16 protein-coding genes are annotated in these 16,174 nt (G+C 63.9%); 11 read left to right on the top strand and 5 right to left on the bottom strand.

Annotated features, from left to right (window positions below; all coding sequences use genetic code 11):
* Positions 1 to 42 precede the first annotated feature (42 nt).
* Positions 43 to 1,053, top strand: coding sequence for a zinc-binding alcohol dehydrogenase family protein (locus tag KO538_RS22160; RefSeq protein ID WP_219329656.1), 1,011 nt, complete (start codon positions 43 to 45; stop codon positions 1,051 to 1,053).
* A 7-nt stretch (positions 1,054 to 1,060) separates the two neighbouring features.
* Here KO538_RS22160 and nhaR read toward each other — a convergent pair whose 3' ends face one another.
* A complete protein-coding gene (nhaR, locus tag KO538_RS22155) occupies positions 1,061 to 1,960 on the bottom strand; it encodes a transcriptional activator NhaR (RefSeq protein WP_034759014.1) in 900 nt (299 codons plus the stop codon).
* Between the two features lie 159 nt (positions 1,961 to 2,119).
* On the opposite strand from nhaR, the gene KO538_RS22150 reads away from it, so the two are divergent.
* The gene (locus KO538_RS22150) at positions 2,120 to 3,082 is read left to right on the top strand and encodes a TerC family protein (protein ID WP_034759011.1); all 963 of its coding nucleotides are present in this window, start codon (positions 2,120 to 2,122) and stop codon (positions 3,080 to 3,082) included.
* Between the two features lie 64 nt (positions 3,083 to 3,146).
* Positions 3,147 to 3,548 (top strand): TerB family tellurite resistance protein, encoded by a 402-nt coding sequence (locus KO538_RS22145; RefSeq protein WP_034759008.1) that lies wholly within the window; start codon positions 3,147 to 3,149, stop codon positions 3,546 to 3,548.
* On the opposite strand, the gene KO538_RS22140 is transcribed toward KO538_RS22145, so the two are convergent.
* Positions 3,549 to 3,902, bottom strand: coding sequence for a YnfA family protein (locus KO538_RS22140; protein WP_219329655.1), 354 nt, complete (start codon positions 3,900 to 3,902; stop codon positions 3,549 to 3,551). It abuts the gene before it with no gap.
* A 45-nt stretch (positions 3,903 to 3,947) separates the two neighbouring features.
* Positions 3,948 to 5,138: a sugar diacid recognition domain-containing protein gene (locus KO538_RS22135; RefSeq protein WP_257620497.1), complete on the bottom strand. Its 1,191-nt coding sequence runs from the start codon at positions 5,136 to 5,138 to the stop codon at positions 3,948 to 3,950.
* A 113-nt stretch (positions 5,139 to 5,251) separates the two neighbouring features.
* Between KO538_RS22135 and KO538_RS22130 the strand changes: the two genes are divergently transcribed.
* The gene (locus KO538_RS22130; RefSeq protein WP_219329654.1) at positions 5,252 to 6,583 is read left to right on the top strand and encodes an MFS transporter; all 1,332 of its coding nucleotides are present in this window, start codon (positions 5,252 to 5,254) and stop codon (positions 6,581 to 6,583) included.
* 32 nt (positions 6,584 to 6,615) lie between these two features.
* Complete coding sequence (locus KO538_RS22125; RefSeq protein ID WP_219329653.1) at positions 6,616 to 7,890, top strand: glycerate kinase; 1,275 nt, start codon at positions 6,616 to 6,618, stop codon at positions 7,888 to 7,890.
* Here the strand turns inward: KO538_RS22125 and KO538_RS22120 are convergent, their stop codons facing one another.
* Entirely contained in the window at positions 7,891 to 8,907 is a 1,017-nt protein-coding gene (locus tag KO538_RS22120; protein ID WP_219329652.1) for a zinc-binding alcohol dehydrogenase family protein, read from the bottom strand. It lies immediately after the preceding gene.
* A 172-nt stretch (positions 8,908 to 9,079) separates the two neighbouring features.
* On the opposite strand from KO538_RS22120, the gene KO538_RS22115 reads away from it, so the two are divergent.
* The 4 genes from KO538_RS22115 (at position 9,080) to KO538_RS22100 (ending at position 14,018) form a co-directional block, all read left to right on the top strand.
* Positions 9,080 to 9,985 (top strand): LysR family transcriptional regulator, encoded by a 906-nt coding sequence (locus tag KO538_RS22115; protein ID WP_219329651.1) that lies wholly within the window; start codon positions 9,080 to 9,082, stop codon positions 9,983 to 9,985.
* A 96-nt stretch (positions 9,986 to 10,081) separates the two neighbouring features.
* Positions 10,082 to 11,626: a DUF1800 domain-containing protein gene (locus KO538_RS22110; protein WP_219329650.1), complete on the top strand. Its 1,545-nt coding sequence runs from the start codon at positions 10,082 to 10,084 to the stop codon at positions 11,624 to 11,626.
* An 11-nt stretch (positions 11,627 to 11,637) separates the two neighbouring features.
* On the top strand, positions 11,638 to 12,828 hold the full coding sequence (locus tag KO538_RS22105) for a DUF1501 domain-containing protein (RefSeq protein ID WP_219329649.1): 1,191 nt from the start codon (positions 11,638 to 11,640) through the stop codon (positions 12,826 to 12,828).
* An 89-nt stretch (positions 12,829 to 12,917) separates the two neighbouring features.
* A complete protein-coding gene (locus KO538_RS22100; RefSeq protein WP_219329648.1) occupies positions 12,918 to 14,018 on the top strand; it encodes an AI-2E family transporter in 1,101 nt (366 codons plus the stop codon).
* A 107-nt stretch (positions 14,019 to 14,125) separates the two neighbouring features.
* Here KO538_RS22100 and KO538_RS22095 read toward each other — a convergent pair whose 3' ends face one another.
* Positions 14,126 to 14,350, bottom strand: a complete 225-nt coding sequence (locus tag KO538_RS22095; protein WP_010396348.1) for a hypothetical protein — start codon at positions 14,348 to 14,350, stop codon at positions 14,126 to 14,128.
* A 141-nt stretch (positions 14,351 to 14,491) separates the two neighbouring features.
* Between KO538_RS22095 and KO538_RS22090 the strand changes: the two genes are divergently transcribed.
* The gene (locus KO538_RS22090) at positions 14,492 to 15,250 is read left to right on the top strand and encodes a phosphatase PAP2 family protein (protein WP_257620496.1); all 759 of its coding nucleotides are present in this window, start codon (positions 14,492 to 14,494) and stop codon (positions 15,248 to 15,250) included.
* Between the two features lie 12 nt (positions 15,251 to 15,262).
* A complete protein-coding gene (locus KO538_RS22085) occupies positions 15,263 to 16,171 on the top strand; it encodes a diacylglycerol kinase family protein (RefSeq protein ID WP_219329691.1) in 909 nt (302 codons plus the stop codon).
* Positions 16,172 to 16,174: the final 3 nt, after the last annotated feature.

The raw sequence follows: 16,174 nt of genomic DNA, 5'->3' as shown, positions 1-16,174 counted from the left end.
CTCGCGTGGCTGCTTACCATGCGGATTTACCTGGAGCATGCAATGAAGATGATTGGTTTCAAGAAAGGAAGCAGTGTGGACGAACAAGGCGGCCTGTTCGACATGGAAGGCCCGATGCCCGTGCCCGGCCCGCGCGATGTGCTGGTGCAGGTGCGCGCCGTGGGCGTCAATCCGCTCGACACCAAGGTGCGCGCGGGGCTGGTGACGGTATCCGATGCCGTCACGACTCTGGGCTGGGATGCGGCCGGCGTCGTGCATGCGGTGGGCAGCGAAGTGACCCTGTTCGCGCCGGGGCAAGCCGTGTATTACGCGGGTTCGTTCGACCGCGCGGGCGCGAATGCCGAATATCACCTGGTCGATGAGCGCATCGCGGGGCGTATGCCGGCGACCCTGGACTTTGCGCAGGCGGCCAGCGTGCCGCTGGCGGCGCTGACGGCGTGGCAGCTGCTGTTCGAGCGTTTTGCCATCGCGCCTGGCGACAGGCAGGAGCGGGGCAGCCTGCTGGTGCTGGGCGGCGCGGGCGGCGTCGGCTCGCTGCTGATCCAGCTGGCGCGCCAGCTGACGGGTTTTACGGTGATTGCCACGGCCTCGCGCGGCGACAGCGGCGACTGGTGCCGCGCCATGGGCGCGCACCACGTGATCGACCATACACAACCGTTGTCGGCGCAGGTGGCGGCATTGAACGTGGCGCCCGTGCGCCATATCGCGGCGCTGTCGCACACGGCGCAACATATCGCGCAACTGGTGGAGCTCATCGCGCCGCACGGCAAGCTGGCCGTCATCGACGACCACGATGTTTTCGATGCGGCGCCGCTGAAGGGCAAGAGCATCTCCTTGCACTGGGAAATGGTGTTTACGCGGCCTTTGTTTGCCACCGAAGACATGATCGAGCAGCACCGCATCCTGAACCGCGTGGCGCGGCTGCTGGACGAGGGCGTGTTGCGCCATACCGTGCGGCAGCGTTTGTCGCCGTTTGATGCGGCTACCCTGCGGCGCGCGCATGCGCTGCTGGAGCGGGGCGGGCAGCCGGGCAAGATCGTCGTCAGCGACTGAGCAGGGCTTACACAAACAGCTCGCGCCGCGCGCTCTGGCTGATGGCGATGGTGGCCGGGTGGCGCAAGCGCCGCTCCGTGGTGATCGCATACACTTGCTCGACGAGGCTGTCGACCCGGCCCAGTGCCACGACCGCGTATTGCTCGCAGACCTGGGGCGCGATGACGGTGGGGGCGAAGAACAGGCCGGCGCCGGACTGGCCAAACGCCTTCATCATGGCGCTGTCGTCGAACTCGCCGACGATGCGCGGGTGCAGGTTGTTGTCGCCGAGCCATTGCAGCAAGCGCCCGTAAATGGCGAAGTCTTCGCCGGGCAGCAGCAGCGGCGCGCCATCCAGGCATTGCGGGAAGCCTCCGTTCAGCGTGGCGGCCAGGGCTGGCGTGCCGAACAGGGTCATGCCGCTTTCGCCGAGCAAATGGTTAAAGCCGCGCACGCTCAAGTGGGCCGGCATGGGACGGTCCGCCATGATCAGGTCGAGCCGGTGCACGGCCAGATCCGCCAGCAGGCTGGCCAGCCGGCCTTCGCGGCAAATGATGCGCAGCGGCTCGGCCAGTCCCAGCGCCGGCTCCACAAGGCGGCAGGCGATCAGTTTCGAGACGGAATCGGCGCAGCCCACGCGGAAGGTCGTCGTCGTCGTACGCGACTGGTCGCGCACGATTTCCAGCAATTCATCGCCCGTGCTGAAAATGCTTTCGGCATGGCTGAGGATGCGCCGGCCCGTGTCCGTCAATTCCAGCTGGCGCCCGCTGCGGCGGAACAGTTCCACGCCCAGGGTGTCGGCAAACTCGCTGAGCTGGCCGGAAATCGATTGCGGCGTCAGGTGCAGCTGCTCGGCCGCGCGCGCGATGCTGCCCGTCTTGGCCACCATCCAGAAATAGCGCAAGTGCTTGAAGTTGAGTGTCGACATGGTTTTTCCCGGCGGATTAATGCATCGAGTTTTTCGATGTATTCTTAAATTATATTCGATTTGTTCGATGTTTATATTCAGACTATGATGGCTGCTCAATTCATGCAAGGAGAGTGTCATGGACTTCTGGATACAAACAGACAGTTGCGGAGGCCGCCGATGAACGGCCTGGAAAGTATTGCGACGGCACCCATGTGGGCCGGTTTCATCGCCTTTGTCCTGGTGATGCTGGCGCTGGACTTGTTCGTCTTTGGCGGCAACAAGGCGCACAAGGTCGGCGTCAAGGAAGCGGCCACGTGGTCGCTCGTATGGGTCAGCCTGGCCCTGCTGTTCAACGGCGGGCTGTGGTGGTACCTGAACGGCACGGCCGGTCCCGAGATCGCCAACCAGAAGGCGCTGGAATTTTTCTCCGGCTATCTGATCGAGAAAGCCCTGTCGGTCGATAACGTGTTCGTCTTCCTGCTGATCTTCAGCGCCTTCCAGGTGCCGATCCAGTACCAGCGCCGCGTGTTGATCTATGGCGTGCTGGGCGCGATCGTCATGCGTGCCGTGATGATCATGGCCGGTGCGTGGGTAGTGAGCGAGTTCAGCTGGGTGCTGTACCTGTTTGGCGCCTTCCTGCTGGTGACCGGTATGCGCATGCTGGTGGCGGCCGATGCGGAACCGGACGTGGCGAACAACCCCGTGCTGCGCTTTGCCCGCCGCCACTTGCGGGTGGCCGACGGCGACCACGGCGAGCGTTTCTTCGTGGCAAAGGGTGGCTTGCGCTATGTCACGCCGCTGTTCCTCGTGCTGATCCTGATCGAGGTGACGGACCTGGTCTTCGCGGTGGACTCGATCCCGGCGATTTTCGCCATCACGACGGACCCGTTCATCGTCTTCACGTCGAACCTGTTCGCCATCATGGGATTGCGTGCCCTGTACTTCCTGCTGGTGGACGTGGCTGACCGCTTCCACATGCTCAAGTATGGCCTGGCGATGGTGCTGGTGTTCATCGGCGCCAAGATGCTGATCATGCCGTGGTACCACGTGCCGGTGGAAGCGTCGTTGCTGGTGGTGGCGGTCCTGATCGTGTCGAGCTGCGTGGCCAGCGTGTTCATCACCCGCAGCGACAAGAAGTAAATGCCGTACCGCGCGCCCTGCAATGGCGGGGCGCGCTTTTTAAACTGACAATGGAAAGTGAACTATGCGTACGTATGCAATGAACAGTCCCCAGGCAGCGGGACGTATCCTGGCCCTGATGATGGTGGTCGATGGCAACTTGGCCAGTGCCGAGCTGCAAGCGATGCACCGCAGCAAAATCCTCGAGCATATCGACCTTGAGCCGGCCGCCTTCCAGCAATTGCTGCAAGACCTGTGCGACGACATGCTGACGTCGACCGTGCATGGCGCCGTGCAACTGGCCAATGGCGTGATCGACAGCCTGCTCGATGAAATCACCGAGCCGGACTTGCGCCGCCAGTTGCTGCAAGCCATGTGGAAGATCGCCGATGCGGACGACTGGCTGGCCGATGGCGAAGCCGTCCTGCTGGCCCGCGCCAGTGCGGCGTGGTCGGCGGAAACGAACTTCCGCCGGCATGCGGCGTAATTACTGCGCCTTGTGCCCCATGGCAATGACGGCGGCGCCGGCCAGGGCCAGGCCCACGCCGGCGGCGTCGGTCCAGGCGGGCGTGACGCCATCCACCAGCCACAGCCAGCCCAGCGCCGTGGCGATATAGATGGCGCCATACGTGGCATACACGCGGCCGCTGGCGGCCGGATGCAAGGTCAGCAGCCACACGAAGACCAGCAGGCTGAGGGCGGCCGGCAGCAGCAGCCAGGCGCTGCCCTTGTTGCTCAGCCATAGCATGGGCAGGTAGCAGCCCAGCAGTTCGGCCACGGCCGTGACGGTAAACAGCCCGAAAGTGCGGGCAAGACTGGTCCATTCGATGGCGTCGTTCATGCTATTCCTGTTGTGCGGTCAGCCGACATTGTAGACGGGCATCTGTCAATTCAGTTGCAGGGCGACATACAGCAGCAGGCGGTCATCCGTGTCGTCCAGGTCCAGCCCCGTCAATTCGGCGATCTTTTGCAGCCGGTAATCGAGCGTGTTGCGGTGGATGTGCAGGGCCCTGGCCGTGGCCATCGGGTGGCTGTGGTGGCGGAACCAGGTAGCCAGGGTGCGCATCAGGGTGCCCGACTTGCGGTCGTGCGCCTGCAGACGGGCCAGGGTCTGGCGCAATTGCTCGGCCTGCCAACCCGCTTGCAGGCCGGACAGCAGCACGGGCAGGCTCAGTTCCAGATAGGAAAAAGTAGTTTGCCCGCCATCGCGGGTGCGGCCCACGCGCGCCGTCTGCTTCGCCGATTCATACGAAGCCGTGGCGCCATCGAGGCCCGGCAAGGCCACGCCCATGGCCAGGGTGGCCGGTGGCGTGAGCGTCTGCTGTGCCACCTGGTGCAGTTCGAGCAGGCGCTGCCTGGCTTGCGCCGCGCGCGCCTGCTGCGGGCCGCTGGCGGGAAAGGCGTCGAGCAGCACCAGTTCGCCCGGCGAGACGACGGCCATCAGCAGGGAAGGCCAGCGGGACGACAGGTCGGACTGCACCTGCTGCAACTGCGTCAGCACCTGGTCGAGCCGCTCGCCCGGGCCTTCGCCCGCATCCGGTATTTCCAGCACGAACATGGCGCGCGGCACGCGCAAATCGACCGCCAGACGCGCCGCCCACGCCTGCATGCTGGCGTCCGAAATCCCCGTGCGGTAGACGAGCTGGAACACGAATTCCTCGCGGTAGCGCTTTTCGTGCTGCAATTCGCTGACCAGGCGCGCCTGCTCCAGCATCATTTCCGCCATGGCCCGCACCAGTTCGCCGAACTGGCGCACGGCGTCCGGTTCGCCCGTCAGGCCCAGCACCCCGCAAATCTCGCCGCGCACCGTCAGGGGCAGGTTGATGCCGGCCCGCGTGCCGGGCAGCCTGGCCATGTCGGCCGCGCCGATTTCCACGCTGGCGCGCCGGGCCAGCGCCAGTTGCGCACCCGGATGCAGGTCGCCCACGCGCTGCGGATCGCCGCTGGCCAGGATCACGCCGCGCGCATCGATGACGTTGACGCTGAAGGGAATGATGTGCATGGTGCGCTGGACGATGTCCTGCGCCAGGGGAAGATCAATATTCGGCATGTGGTGGTCCGTCTTGTGCATCTGCATGGAATCATCGTATAAAGCACCATATTTCTTCATGCATCCGCACGATGACTGATTCTGTGAGCGATTGTACGATGGGCTGGCCGTATCCCATAAAAAATAGTCAGGAGACACCCATGACCACCCATCCAGGCGCCAGCCTGTCCGCCGGCGCGTCCGCGCAGGACGGCGTGCGCGAAGGCGCTTACCGCAAGGTCACCTTGCATCTGATCCCCTTCATCTTCATCTGCTACCTGTTCAATTACCTGGACCGCGTCAATGTCGGCTTTGCCAAGCTGCAAATGCTCGATGCGCTGCAATGGAGCGAAAGCGTGTATGGCCTGGGCGCGGGCATCTTCTTCATCGGCTACGTGGCCAGCGGCGTGCCCAGCAATCTGCTGCTGCACCGCCTGGGCGCACGCAAGGTCATCGGTACCCTGATGATCGCCTGGGGCATCGCCTCGGCCTGCCTGATGTTCGTCACCACGCCGGCCGCGTTCTATTCGCTGCGCTTCATCACGGGCGTGTTCGAGGCGGGCTTCTTCCCCGGCATCGTGCTGTACTTTACGAACTGGTATCCCGCGTCGCGCCGGGGCCGCATCATGGGCCTGTTCATGTCGGCCATCCCCATTTCCGGCTTGCTGGGCAGCCCCTTGTCGGGCTGGATGATGCAATCGTTCGCGGGCCACGGCGGCCTGGCCGGCTGGCAATGGATGTTCCTGCTGCAGGGCATTCCCACCGTGCTGCTGGGCTTTCTCGTCTACGTGCTGCTGAACGATGGCATCGCCCAGGCGAAGTGGCTCAATGCCGAAGAAAAGCAGCTGCTGCGCGCCGACCTTGACGAGGACGAACGCCAGCGCCGCAACGGCGCGAATACGGCCGACACCTTCGCCAGCGTGCTGCGCAACAAGCATGTGTGGATGCTGGGCCTCGTGTATTTCTGCATCCAGATGGGCGTGTACGCGATCAACTTCTGGCTGCCCACCATCGTCAAGTCGCTCGGTTTCGCCAGCCCCGTGGCCGTGGGCTGGGTCAGCGCCATTCCCTACCTGTGCGCCAGCATCTTCATGATCTGGGTAGGCCGTTCGGCCGACAAGCACAAGGAACGCCGCTGGCATTTGAGCGGCCCTTTGCTGATGGCGCTGTGCGGCTTGCTGCTGGCGACACAGGCGCATGGCAACGTGGTCGTCGCCCTGATCGGCCTGTCGCTGGCGACCATGGGCGCGCTGTCCGGCCTGCCCATGTTCTGGCCCTTGCCGACGGCGTTTCTCGGTAGCGCCGCGGCGGCCGGCGGCCTGGCGCTGATCAATTCGCTGGGCCAGGTGGCCGGTTTCGTCAGCCCCTTCCTCGTCGGCTGGATCAAGGATGCGACGGGCGGCACCGACGTGGCCCTGTATATTCTTTCCGCAGTGATGCTGCTGGGCGCCATACTGGTGCTGCGCGTTCCCGCGCGCATCGTTAATCGCTAAGTGAACCGCTGATCGAACCGGAGGAATTGACCATGACGACGACCCTGCCACCGCCACCGCGGGCCTTGCTGCAAGCGATGTTCCAGGCCGCCATCGCCGCAGCCCAGCCATCGCACTGCATCCCGCCCCATCTGCCGCCCGCGCCCAAGGGCCGGCTGATCGTCATCGGCGCCGGCAAGGCGTCGGCCGCCATGGCGCAAGCCGTGGAGCGGCACTGGCCGGGGCCGCTGTCTGGGTTGGTGGTGACGCGCTACGGCTATGCCGTGCCGTGCGAACGCATCGAGATCGTCGAAGCGTCGCACCCCGTGCCCGATGCGGCCGGCATGAACGCGGCGCGCCGCATGCTCGAACTGGTCGGCAATTTGCACGCTGACGATACCGTGCTGTGCCTGATTTCGGGCGGCGGCTCGTCGCTGCTGGCCTTGCCACTTGACGGCATCAGTCTGGAAGACAAGCAGGCGCTGAACCGCGCGCTGCTGGCGTCGGGCGCCACCATCGGCGAAATGAATTGCGTGCGCCGCCATTTGTCCGCCATCAAGGGCGGCAGACTGGCGGCCGCCTGCCATCCGGCGCAAGTGGTGACCCTGGCGATTTCCGACGTGCCTGGCGACAAGCTCGGCGACATCGCTTCCGGCCCCACGGTGGGCGACGCCACGACGTGCGACGATGCGCTGGCCATCGTGCGCCGCTATGGCATGGACTTGCCGGACAGCATACGAAAGACCCTGGAAAGCGGGCGCGGCGAATCCGTAAAACCCGATGACCCACGGCTGGCGCGCACGCGCACGACCCTGATCGCCACGCCGCAGATGGCCCTGGAAGCGGCGGCCGACGTGGCGCGCGCGGCCGGCGTCACGCCGTATATCCTGGGCGACAGCCTGGAAGGCGAGGCGCGCGACGTGGGCAAGGTGATGGCCGGCATCGCGCTGCAAACGGCCTTGCGGGGCCAGCCGTTTCCCGCCCCGTGCGTGCTGCTGTCGGGCGGCGAAACGACGGTCACCGTGCGCGGCAACGGCCGCGGTGGGCGCAATGTGGAATTCCTGCTGGCGCTGGGCATCGCGCTGGACGGCCACGAGGGCATCCACGCGCTGGCCGGCGACACGGATGGCGTCGACGGCCAGGAAGACATCGCCGGCGCGGTCCTGGCGCCCGACACCCTGCAACGGGCCTGGGCGCAAGGCATCAAGCCACGCGACAGCCTCGATAACAACGATGGCCACGGCTTCTTCCAGGCGCTGGGAGATGCCGTGATCACGGGCCCGACATTAACCAACGTCAATGATTTCCGGGCCATTTTGATTACCTGATTAATTAAAACTTTCCAGGACGATTTTCCCTTTTGCCGTATTGCTTTCCAGCAGGGCGTGCGCGCGTTTCAGGTTTGCCGCATTGATCGTGCCGAAGCGTTCGGCCAGGGTCGTCTTGATGATACCAGCATCGACCAGCTGCGCCAGTTCCTCGAGCAATTCATGCTGCTTGACCATGTCGACCGTCTGGAACAGCGAACGGGTAAACATCAGTTCCCAGTGCAGCGACACGCTCTTGCCCTTGAACTTGCGCACGTCGATGTGCTCGGGGTCGTCGATCAGGGCAAACTTGCCTTGCGGCGCGATCAGTTCGACGATGTGCTCGAAATGCTTGTCGGTCTGGTTCAGGCTGATCACGTAATCGACGGGCGGCAAACCCAGGCGCGTGATTTCCTGCGCCAGCGGCAGGCTGTGGTCGATCACGTGGTGGGCGCCCAGTTCCTTGACCCAATCGACCGTTTCCGCGCGCGAGGCCGTGCCGATGATGGTCACGCCCGTCAACTGCCGCGCCAGTTGCACGAGCACGGAACCGACGCCGCCGGCCGCGCCGATCACCAGCAGGGACTTGCCGGTGAGATTCTTGTCGCGGCGGATCTGCAGGCGGTCGAACAGCAATTCCCAGGCCGTAATGGCGGTCAAGGGCAGGGCTGCGGCTGGCGCGAAGTCGAGGCTGGCCGGCATGTGGCCGACGATGCGCTCGTCGACCAGCTGGAATTCGCTGTTGCTGCCGGGGCGGTTGATGGCGCCTGCGTACCAGACTTTGTCTCCGACCTGGAACAGGGTCACGTCGGGGCCGATGGCCGTGACGACGCCGGCCGCATCCCAGCCCAGCACTTCCGGCTGGCCGTCTTTCGGCGCGCGGTTCTTGCGCACCTTGGTGTCGACGGGGTTGACGGAAATCGCCTTGACGGCGACGAGCAGGTCGCGCCCCGTGGCGACGGGCACGGGCAGCTCGATGTCGAGCAGGGCGTCGGCATCCGTGATGGGCAGGCTGTGGTGGTAGGCGATGGCTTTCATGTGCTTCCTTTGGTAAAACAGTGATGGATTAGGGGTAGGTCGGATCAGGTCCGAAGGACCGTAATCCGACACCATTGTTGGCGTGGCGATACGGGCTTGACGTATCATGGCCATTTTCTCGCCCTGGAAACAGGGGGCGCGTACCGAAACACTTTCAAAGGAATACTGAAAATTGCTGCGACTCGATGACTTGCAGGTGTTTGTGCGCACGGCCGACCGCGGCAGTTTGTCGGCGGCCGCGCGCGAGATCGGCATTTCGCCCGCGCTGGCCAGCGCCGCCGTCAAGCGCCTGGAAGGGGAGCTGGGCTTGCGCCTGCTGGCCCGCACGACGCGTTCGCTGAGCCTGACGGCGGAAGGCACGCAATACCTGGAACACGCGCGCGAAGCCTTGCGCCTGCTGCGCGCCGGCCACGATGCGCTGCTCGCCGGCAAGGACAGTTTCGGCGGAACCTTGAAAATTGCCATGCCTTCCGACCTGGGTCGCAATCTGATGCTGGGCTGGCTCGATGAATTCCAGTCGCGCCATCCGAAGCTGCATTACCAGCTCAGCGTCAGCGACCGGGTGGCCGACATGGTGCGCCAGCAAGTTGATGTGGCCATCCGCTATGGCCAGCAGGACGATTCGAGCATGGTCGCCATGCCGGTCGCGCCCGCCAACGACCGGGTGCTGGTGGCGTCGCCCGCCTACCTGCGCGAACATGGTCCCCTGCTGGCGCTGGAAGACTTGTCGCAGCGCAATTGCCTGCGCTTCGCGCTGGAAGATGGCTTGCACGACCGCTGGACCTTTTACCGCCTGCCGCAGCGCGAGCAGGTGACGATAGATGTGAGCGGCAACCGCAGCGCCGACGATGCCGACCTGGTGCGCCGCTGGGCCGTGGCAGGCCTGGGCATCGCCTATAAATCGCGGCTCGATGTGTCCGGCGACGTGGCCGCCGGCCGCCTGCACGTGCTGCTGCCCGAGGTGGCGGGCGAGGCCGTGCCCTTGCAACTGCTGTGCATGCACCGGGCGCAAGTGACGCCGCTGGTGCTGCAGCTGCGCGACTTCCTGCGCGACAAGTGCGCGGAATTGCATAAATAACATTATTGATTACAACTCGTTGCAAATGGCAATCATGCGCAGGTCAACCTGGGCGTACCCTCAGGCATTCTGGTTGAAACCGCTTGAAGGACCGCCATGACCCCCAACCGACTGTTGCCGACAACCCTGATTTCCCTGCTGTTGCTGGCCGGCTGTGCCGCCACCGGACCTGCCGTCCAGGCCGATCATCGCGCGCAGACCAGTTCCGCGCAGGACATTGCCCTGCTGGAAAGGGTTAGCTGGGGCGTGAACGCCGGCAGCGCGCGCCAGATGCAGGCGCAAGGCTGGCAGCGTTATCTGCAGGCGCAATTGCACCCGGGTAAAGCCAGCCTGCCATCCGCCGTGCAGGCCCAGATCGACGCCATGACGATCAGCCAGGTGCCGCTCGATCAGCTCGTCATGTCCGTGGAGCAAAAGCGCAAGGAGTCGGCTGCCGTCATGGACGACATGGCCAAGCAGCAGGCGCAAAAAGATTACCAGCAGGAGCTCAACCGCCTGGCGCGCGAAGCGGCCACGCGCTCCTTGCTGCTGGACGTGTATTCGCCGAATCAGCTGCAGCAGCAGCTGAGCTGGTTCTGGCTCAACCATTTCAGCGTGCACCAGGGCAAGCACAACTTGCGCGCCATGGTTGGCGATTACGAGGCGAACGCCATCGCGCCGCACGCGCTGGGAAAGTTCCGCGACTTGCTGGGCGCGACCGTCCACCATCCGGCCATGCTGCGCTATCTGGACAATGAAGCCAATGCCGCCAAGCGCATCAATGAAAACTATGCGCGCGAGCTGATGGAACTGCATACGCTGGGCGTGAACGGCGGCTATAGCCAGACGGACGTGCAGGAACTGGCGCGCATCCTGACAGGCGTGGGCGTGAACCTGGGACCGGATACGCCAAAGGTGAAACCGGCGCTGCAGTCGCAATACGTGCGCAGGGGCTTGTTTGAATTCAACCCGAACCGCCACGATTACGGTGACAAGCAATTCCTAGGACAAACGGTGAAGGGCAGGGGACTGGCCGAGCTCGATGAAGCGCTGGATCGTTTGAGCCGCAGTCCCGCCACCGCCCATTTCATCAGCGGCAAGCTGGCCCAGTATTTCGTCGGCGATAATCCGCCCGCGCCTCTGGTGGCGCGCATGGCCGCCACCTTCCAGCAGAGCGATGGCATGATCGCCGACGTGCTGCAAACCATGTTCAACAGTCCCGAATTCAAGCAGTCGCTGGGCAAGAAATTCAAGGACCCCATGCATTACGTGGTGTCGGCCGTGCGCCTCAGCTATGACGACAAGCCCATCCTGAATGCGGGCCCCATGCTGAGCTGGCTCTCGCGCATGGGCCAGCCTCTGTACGGGCGCCAGACGCCGGACGGTTATCCTCTGACGGACGCCTCCTGGGCCAGCCCCGGCCAGATGACGACGCGCTTCGATATCGCCCGCACTATCGGCTCGGGCAGCGCCGGCCTGTTCAAGACGGATGGCCCGCAGCCGCAGGAAAAGGTGGCGTTTCCCCAGCTGGCCAGCGCCCTGTATTACCAGTCGCTGCAGCCGACCTTGAGCCCGGCCACGCGGCAAGCCCTGGAGCAGGCCGCTTCGCCGCAGGAGTGGAATACCTTCCTGCTCTCGTCGCCCGAAATGATGCACCGCTGAAAGGAATTGTCATGAACCGTCGTGACTTGTTGAAAGCCCTGGCCGCCGCGCCGTTGTTGTCGCATGCGGGCAGCTTGCTGGCCGCGCCCGCCACGAATGCGAAGCTATTGTTCGTCTTTTTGCGCGGCGGCTATGACGCAAACAATCTGCTGGTGCCCATCGGCAGCGATTTTTACTATGCCTCGCGGCCGAATATCGCCATCGCGAAACCGGGCGAGGAAAACGGCGCGCTGGCCTTGACGACCGACTGGGCCCTGCATCCGGCCTTGCGCGAAACCATCTATCCCATGTTTATGGGTGGCGAGGCGGCCTTCATTCCGTTTGCGGGCACGACGGATTTGACGCGCAGCCACTTCGAGACGCAGGACAGCATCGAACTGGGGCAAGAGATCGGCGGGCGCCGCGATTTCCGCTCAGGCTTTTTGAACCGGCTGGCGCAAAGCTTGAATGCCAAGCAAGGCAACCACGCCATTTCCTTCACGGACCAGTTGCCGCTGATCTTCCAGGGCGGCGTGCAAGTGCCGAACATGGGATTGCGCTCGGTGGGCAAGTCGGGCATTGATGCGCGTCAAAGCCAGGTCATCGCCGCCATGTACCGTGGCACGCCCCTGCAGCAACCGGTCAGCGCGGGCTTTGCCGTGCGCGACGATGTGACGAAGGAATTGACGGGCGAGATGCAGGCTGCCAACCGCAACGCCATCAGTACCAAGGGCTTTGAACTGGAGGCGCAGCGTATCGCCCGCTTGATGAAGGATAAATACAACCTGGGCTTCGTCGACGTGGGCGGCTGGGATACGCACGTGGGGCAGGGCGGCGCCAACGGCTACCTGGCCGGGCGTTTCGATGAGCTGGGGCGTGGCTTGGCCGCGTTCTCGCAGGAAATGGGCAGCGAGTGGCGCAATACCGTCGTCGTCGTGGTCAGCGAATTTGGCCGTACCTTCCGCGAAAACGGCAACCGCGGCACGGACCATGGCCATGGCAGCGTGTTCTGGGTGTTGGGCGGCGGCATCAAAGGCAAGCAGGTGGCGGGCGAACAGGTGGCGATTTCGCAGGCGACGCTGTTCCAGAACCGCGACATGCCCGTACTCAACGAATACCGTGCCGTGCTGGGCGGCTTGCTGCGCCGCACCTTCGGCTTGACCCCCGCGCAGCTTGACCACGTGTTTGCCGGCGTCAAGCCTGCGGAACTGGGCCTCGTCTAAAGCGGAATGCCGCCGTGTTACGCTACGCCTGCGCAACTGGCGCGTAGCCAATACTGGCGCTCTATGGCGCCGGGCACGAATGGAGTGGCATGAACGATACCCAGCGCGATATTGTCAGCGCAGGCTTTTCCCTGGCCTTGATCGCCGTGACGGCGTTCGTCATGCAGCGTTTCTTTTTGCCGCTCGTGTGGGCCGGCATCCTGTGCGTGGCGACCTGGCCCCTGTATTTGCGCGTGCGCGCGGCGCTGGGCCAGCGCCCCATCGTGGCGGCGGCCGTGCTGACCCTGGCGTTCGCCTGCATCTTCATCATTCCCGTGCTGTTCGGCGTGGCGCAGGCGGCGCGCGAAGTGCCCGTGCTGGCCAATTTCGTCGTGCACGCGAATACGGACGGCTTGCCCGTGCCGGACTGGGTGGCGCATATTCCGCTGGCCGGCAGCGCCATCGGCGACTGGTGGCAAGCGACCTTGAGCCAGCCCCACGGCCTCGGCCACTTCTTTGCTGGCAGCGCCGTGGGCGGCTTTCATTCCGCGCGCGACATGCTCAAGGTGCTGGGCGCGGACGTGTTCCACCGCCTGGTCGACTTCGGCCTGGCGTTTTTATGTCTGTTTTTCTTCTATAAGGATGGCGAAGCGCTGACGCGCCAGATCACGGCCGTCGGCAGCCATTTCCTGCGCCCCGAACGGTGGGCCCGCTATGCGCAAAAGATTCCCACCGCCATCCGCGCGACCGTCAACGGCCTGGTGCTGGTGGGCCTGGCCGAAGGCGTGCTGATCGGCATCGCCTACGCCATCGCCGGCTTGCCGTCGCCGGCCCTGTGGGCGTTCGCCACGGGCATCCTGGCCATCATCCCGTTCGGCGCGCCGCTCGCTTACCTGTGCGCGGCCGCCTTGCTGGTCTTCCAGGGCAGTGTGGGCGCCGCCATCGGCGTAGCCGCGTGGGGCACCGTGGTGCTATTCGTGGCCGACCATTTCGTACGCCCCGGCATGATCGGCAACGCCACCCGCTTGCCTTTCCTGGCCGTGCTGTTCGGCATTTTGGGTGGCGTGGAAACCCTGGGCCTCGTGGGCTTGTTCATCGGCCCCGTCGTGATGGTGTTGTTCGTGACCTTGTGGTACGAAGCGAACGTGTTTGACACGACGCTGCCAGTGCAAACACCTGCCAGCCCGGCCGCACCGGAACGCACACAGTAATGAGGGGTCGGCCAGCGTTGCCGCTGGCCGGTACTGGCGCGCTCCCGGCGTGGCCGGACGGAGCTGACTTTACAACAGGGTACGAGTACCTTGTTTTAAAGTCATTCTTAATGTGCCTTGGATAGAATGAGCAACCAACGGCGCATCAGCAGCACTTCAACATAGCCCGGCTCGATGCCCGTACCGCACTCGATCAGGGGATTGACGGTGTAGTAGCGCTTGCGGAAGTCGCGGCAGACGAGGATTTCGCGCTTGCCCATGCGGACGAGGAAAGAGCTTGGGGCGTATTCCAGGCCGAACCGTGAGCCAAAACCGCTATTCAATGTTGCCATGACAATTCCTTTGAGGGAGATGTGTTGAACGAGTCATCAGAATAGCATAACTACTGTATGAATACACAGCTACTGTATGAATAAACAGTATTTTTTTACTGGTGTGGTTTTTTTGATCATCACCGGGAACAGGAAAGAGAGATGAGTTTGCAAGAGAAAAATGACATGGGCATGACCACGGGCTGGACCACGAAACTGCGCCGCTTCGTCGAGGCGCGCCTGTCGCCCGAGGGCGAGCTGGGCCTGCATATGACGGTGGGCGTGGTCCTGATGCTGGTGGCCATCGTCGTCTTCCACGAGATCGCCGAAGCCGTGATGGGCATGCAGCAAATTACCGTAATCGACTTGCAGGTGGCGCAGTGGTTCAACCAGCATGCCGTGCCGTGGATCACCACTTGCCTGCTGGTCGTTACGCACATGCATGGCGTGATCGGCGCCATTACTCTGGCCGTCTTGCTGGGCTGGTATCTGCACCGCAAGGGCGCCGATTACTGGCTGTTTACCCTCGTCATCACCATGCCGGGCGTCATGTTTTTGAACCTGCTGCTAAAGTACATTTTTGTCCGCGCGCGGCCCAGCTTTGACGAGCCCATCCTGCAGACGGCCCTGAGCACCTACAGCTTTCCGAGTGGCCATACTGCCACCTCGACAGCCCTGTACGGCTTGCTGGCCGCCTACCTGATTTGCCAGACGGCGCCGGGCGCCTCGGGCAAGCGCATTGCCATCGCGCTGGGCGCTTTCCTGATGGCGGCGCTCGTGGGTTTCAGCCGCATCTACCTGGGCGCGCATTACCTGAGCGATGTGCTGGCGGCCATGGCGGAAAGCTATGGCTGGCTGGCCATCTGCATCGCCGGCGTGTCGACCTTGCGCCGGCGCCGGCATATCCGGCAAACCAAATAAGGGGAAACTGTTCTGAGAAAAATTGCAGTCATCATCAATGGAGGCGCTGGTTGCGGCTATGCGCCCGACTGGGCGCAGCAGCTCGAAGCGAAATTCGCCGCCGTGGGCCTCGACGCCGACATTACCCTGGCGCAAAGCGGCACCGAGATGATCGCCACGGCCGAACAAGCCCTGCGCGATGGCGCGCCCATCGTCGTAGCCGGCGGCGGCGACGGCACCATCAACGCCGTCGCGTCCGTTGTCGTGGGCAGCGGCACGCCGTTCGGCGTCTTGCCGCTGGGTACCTTGAACCATTTCGCCAAGGATTTGAATATTCCGCTCGAACTCGATGCGGCGATTGCCAACGTGGCGCAAGGCGTGCCGCACCAGGTCGACGTGGGCGAAGTCAATGGCCGTATCTTCCTGAACAATTCCAGCCTGGGCCTGTATCCCGATATCGTGCGCGACCGCGAAAAGCAGCAGCGCCGGCTGGGACGGGGCAAGTGGCTGGCCTTCAGCTGGGCCCTGCTGGCGGCCTTGCGCCGCTATCCTTTCCTCAGCGTGCAATTGACACTCAACGACGCCGTGCATGCGCGGCGCACGCCATTCGTCTTCATCGGTAATAATGAATACATGATGGAAGGCTTGAATATCGGCGAGCGCGAACGGCTCGATGGCGGCCAGCTGAGCTTGTATGTGGCGCAGCGTCCTGGCCGCCTGGGTTTGCTGAAGCTGGCCTTGCACGCGCTGTTCGGCAAGTTGTCGCAGGCCAAGGATTTTGATGTGCTGACGGCCACCGACCTGGAGGTGGCCACGCACCACCGCCGCCTGCGCGTGGCCACCGATGGCGAAGTGACGATCATGAATACGCCGCTGCAGTACCGCATCCGCAAGGCCGCGCTGGCCGTGCTGGTGCCTGCGCCGGCACTTTCTGGGGAGTAAGGC

The sequence above is a fragment of the Janthinobacterium sp. NKUCC08_JDC genome (genome assembly GCF_019345575.1).
Classification (GTDB): Bacteria; Pseudomonadota; Gammaproteobacteria; order Burkholderiales; family Burkholderiaceae_D; genus Janthinobacterium; species Janthinobacterium aestuarii.
Note: the sequence above shows the minus strand (reverse complement) of the source record. Positions and strands in the feature narration are given on the sequence as shown.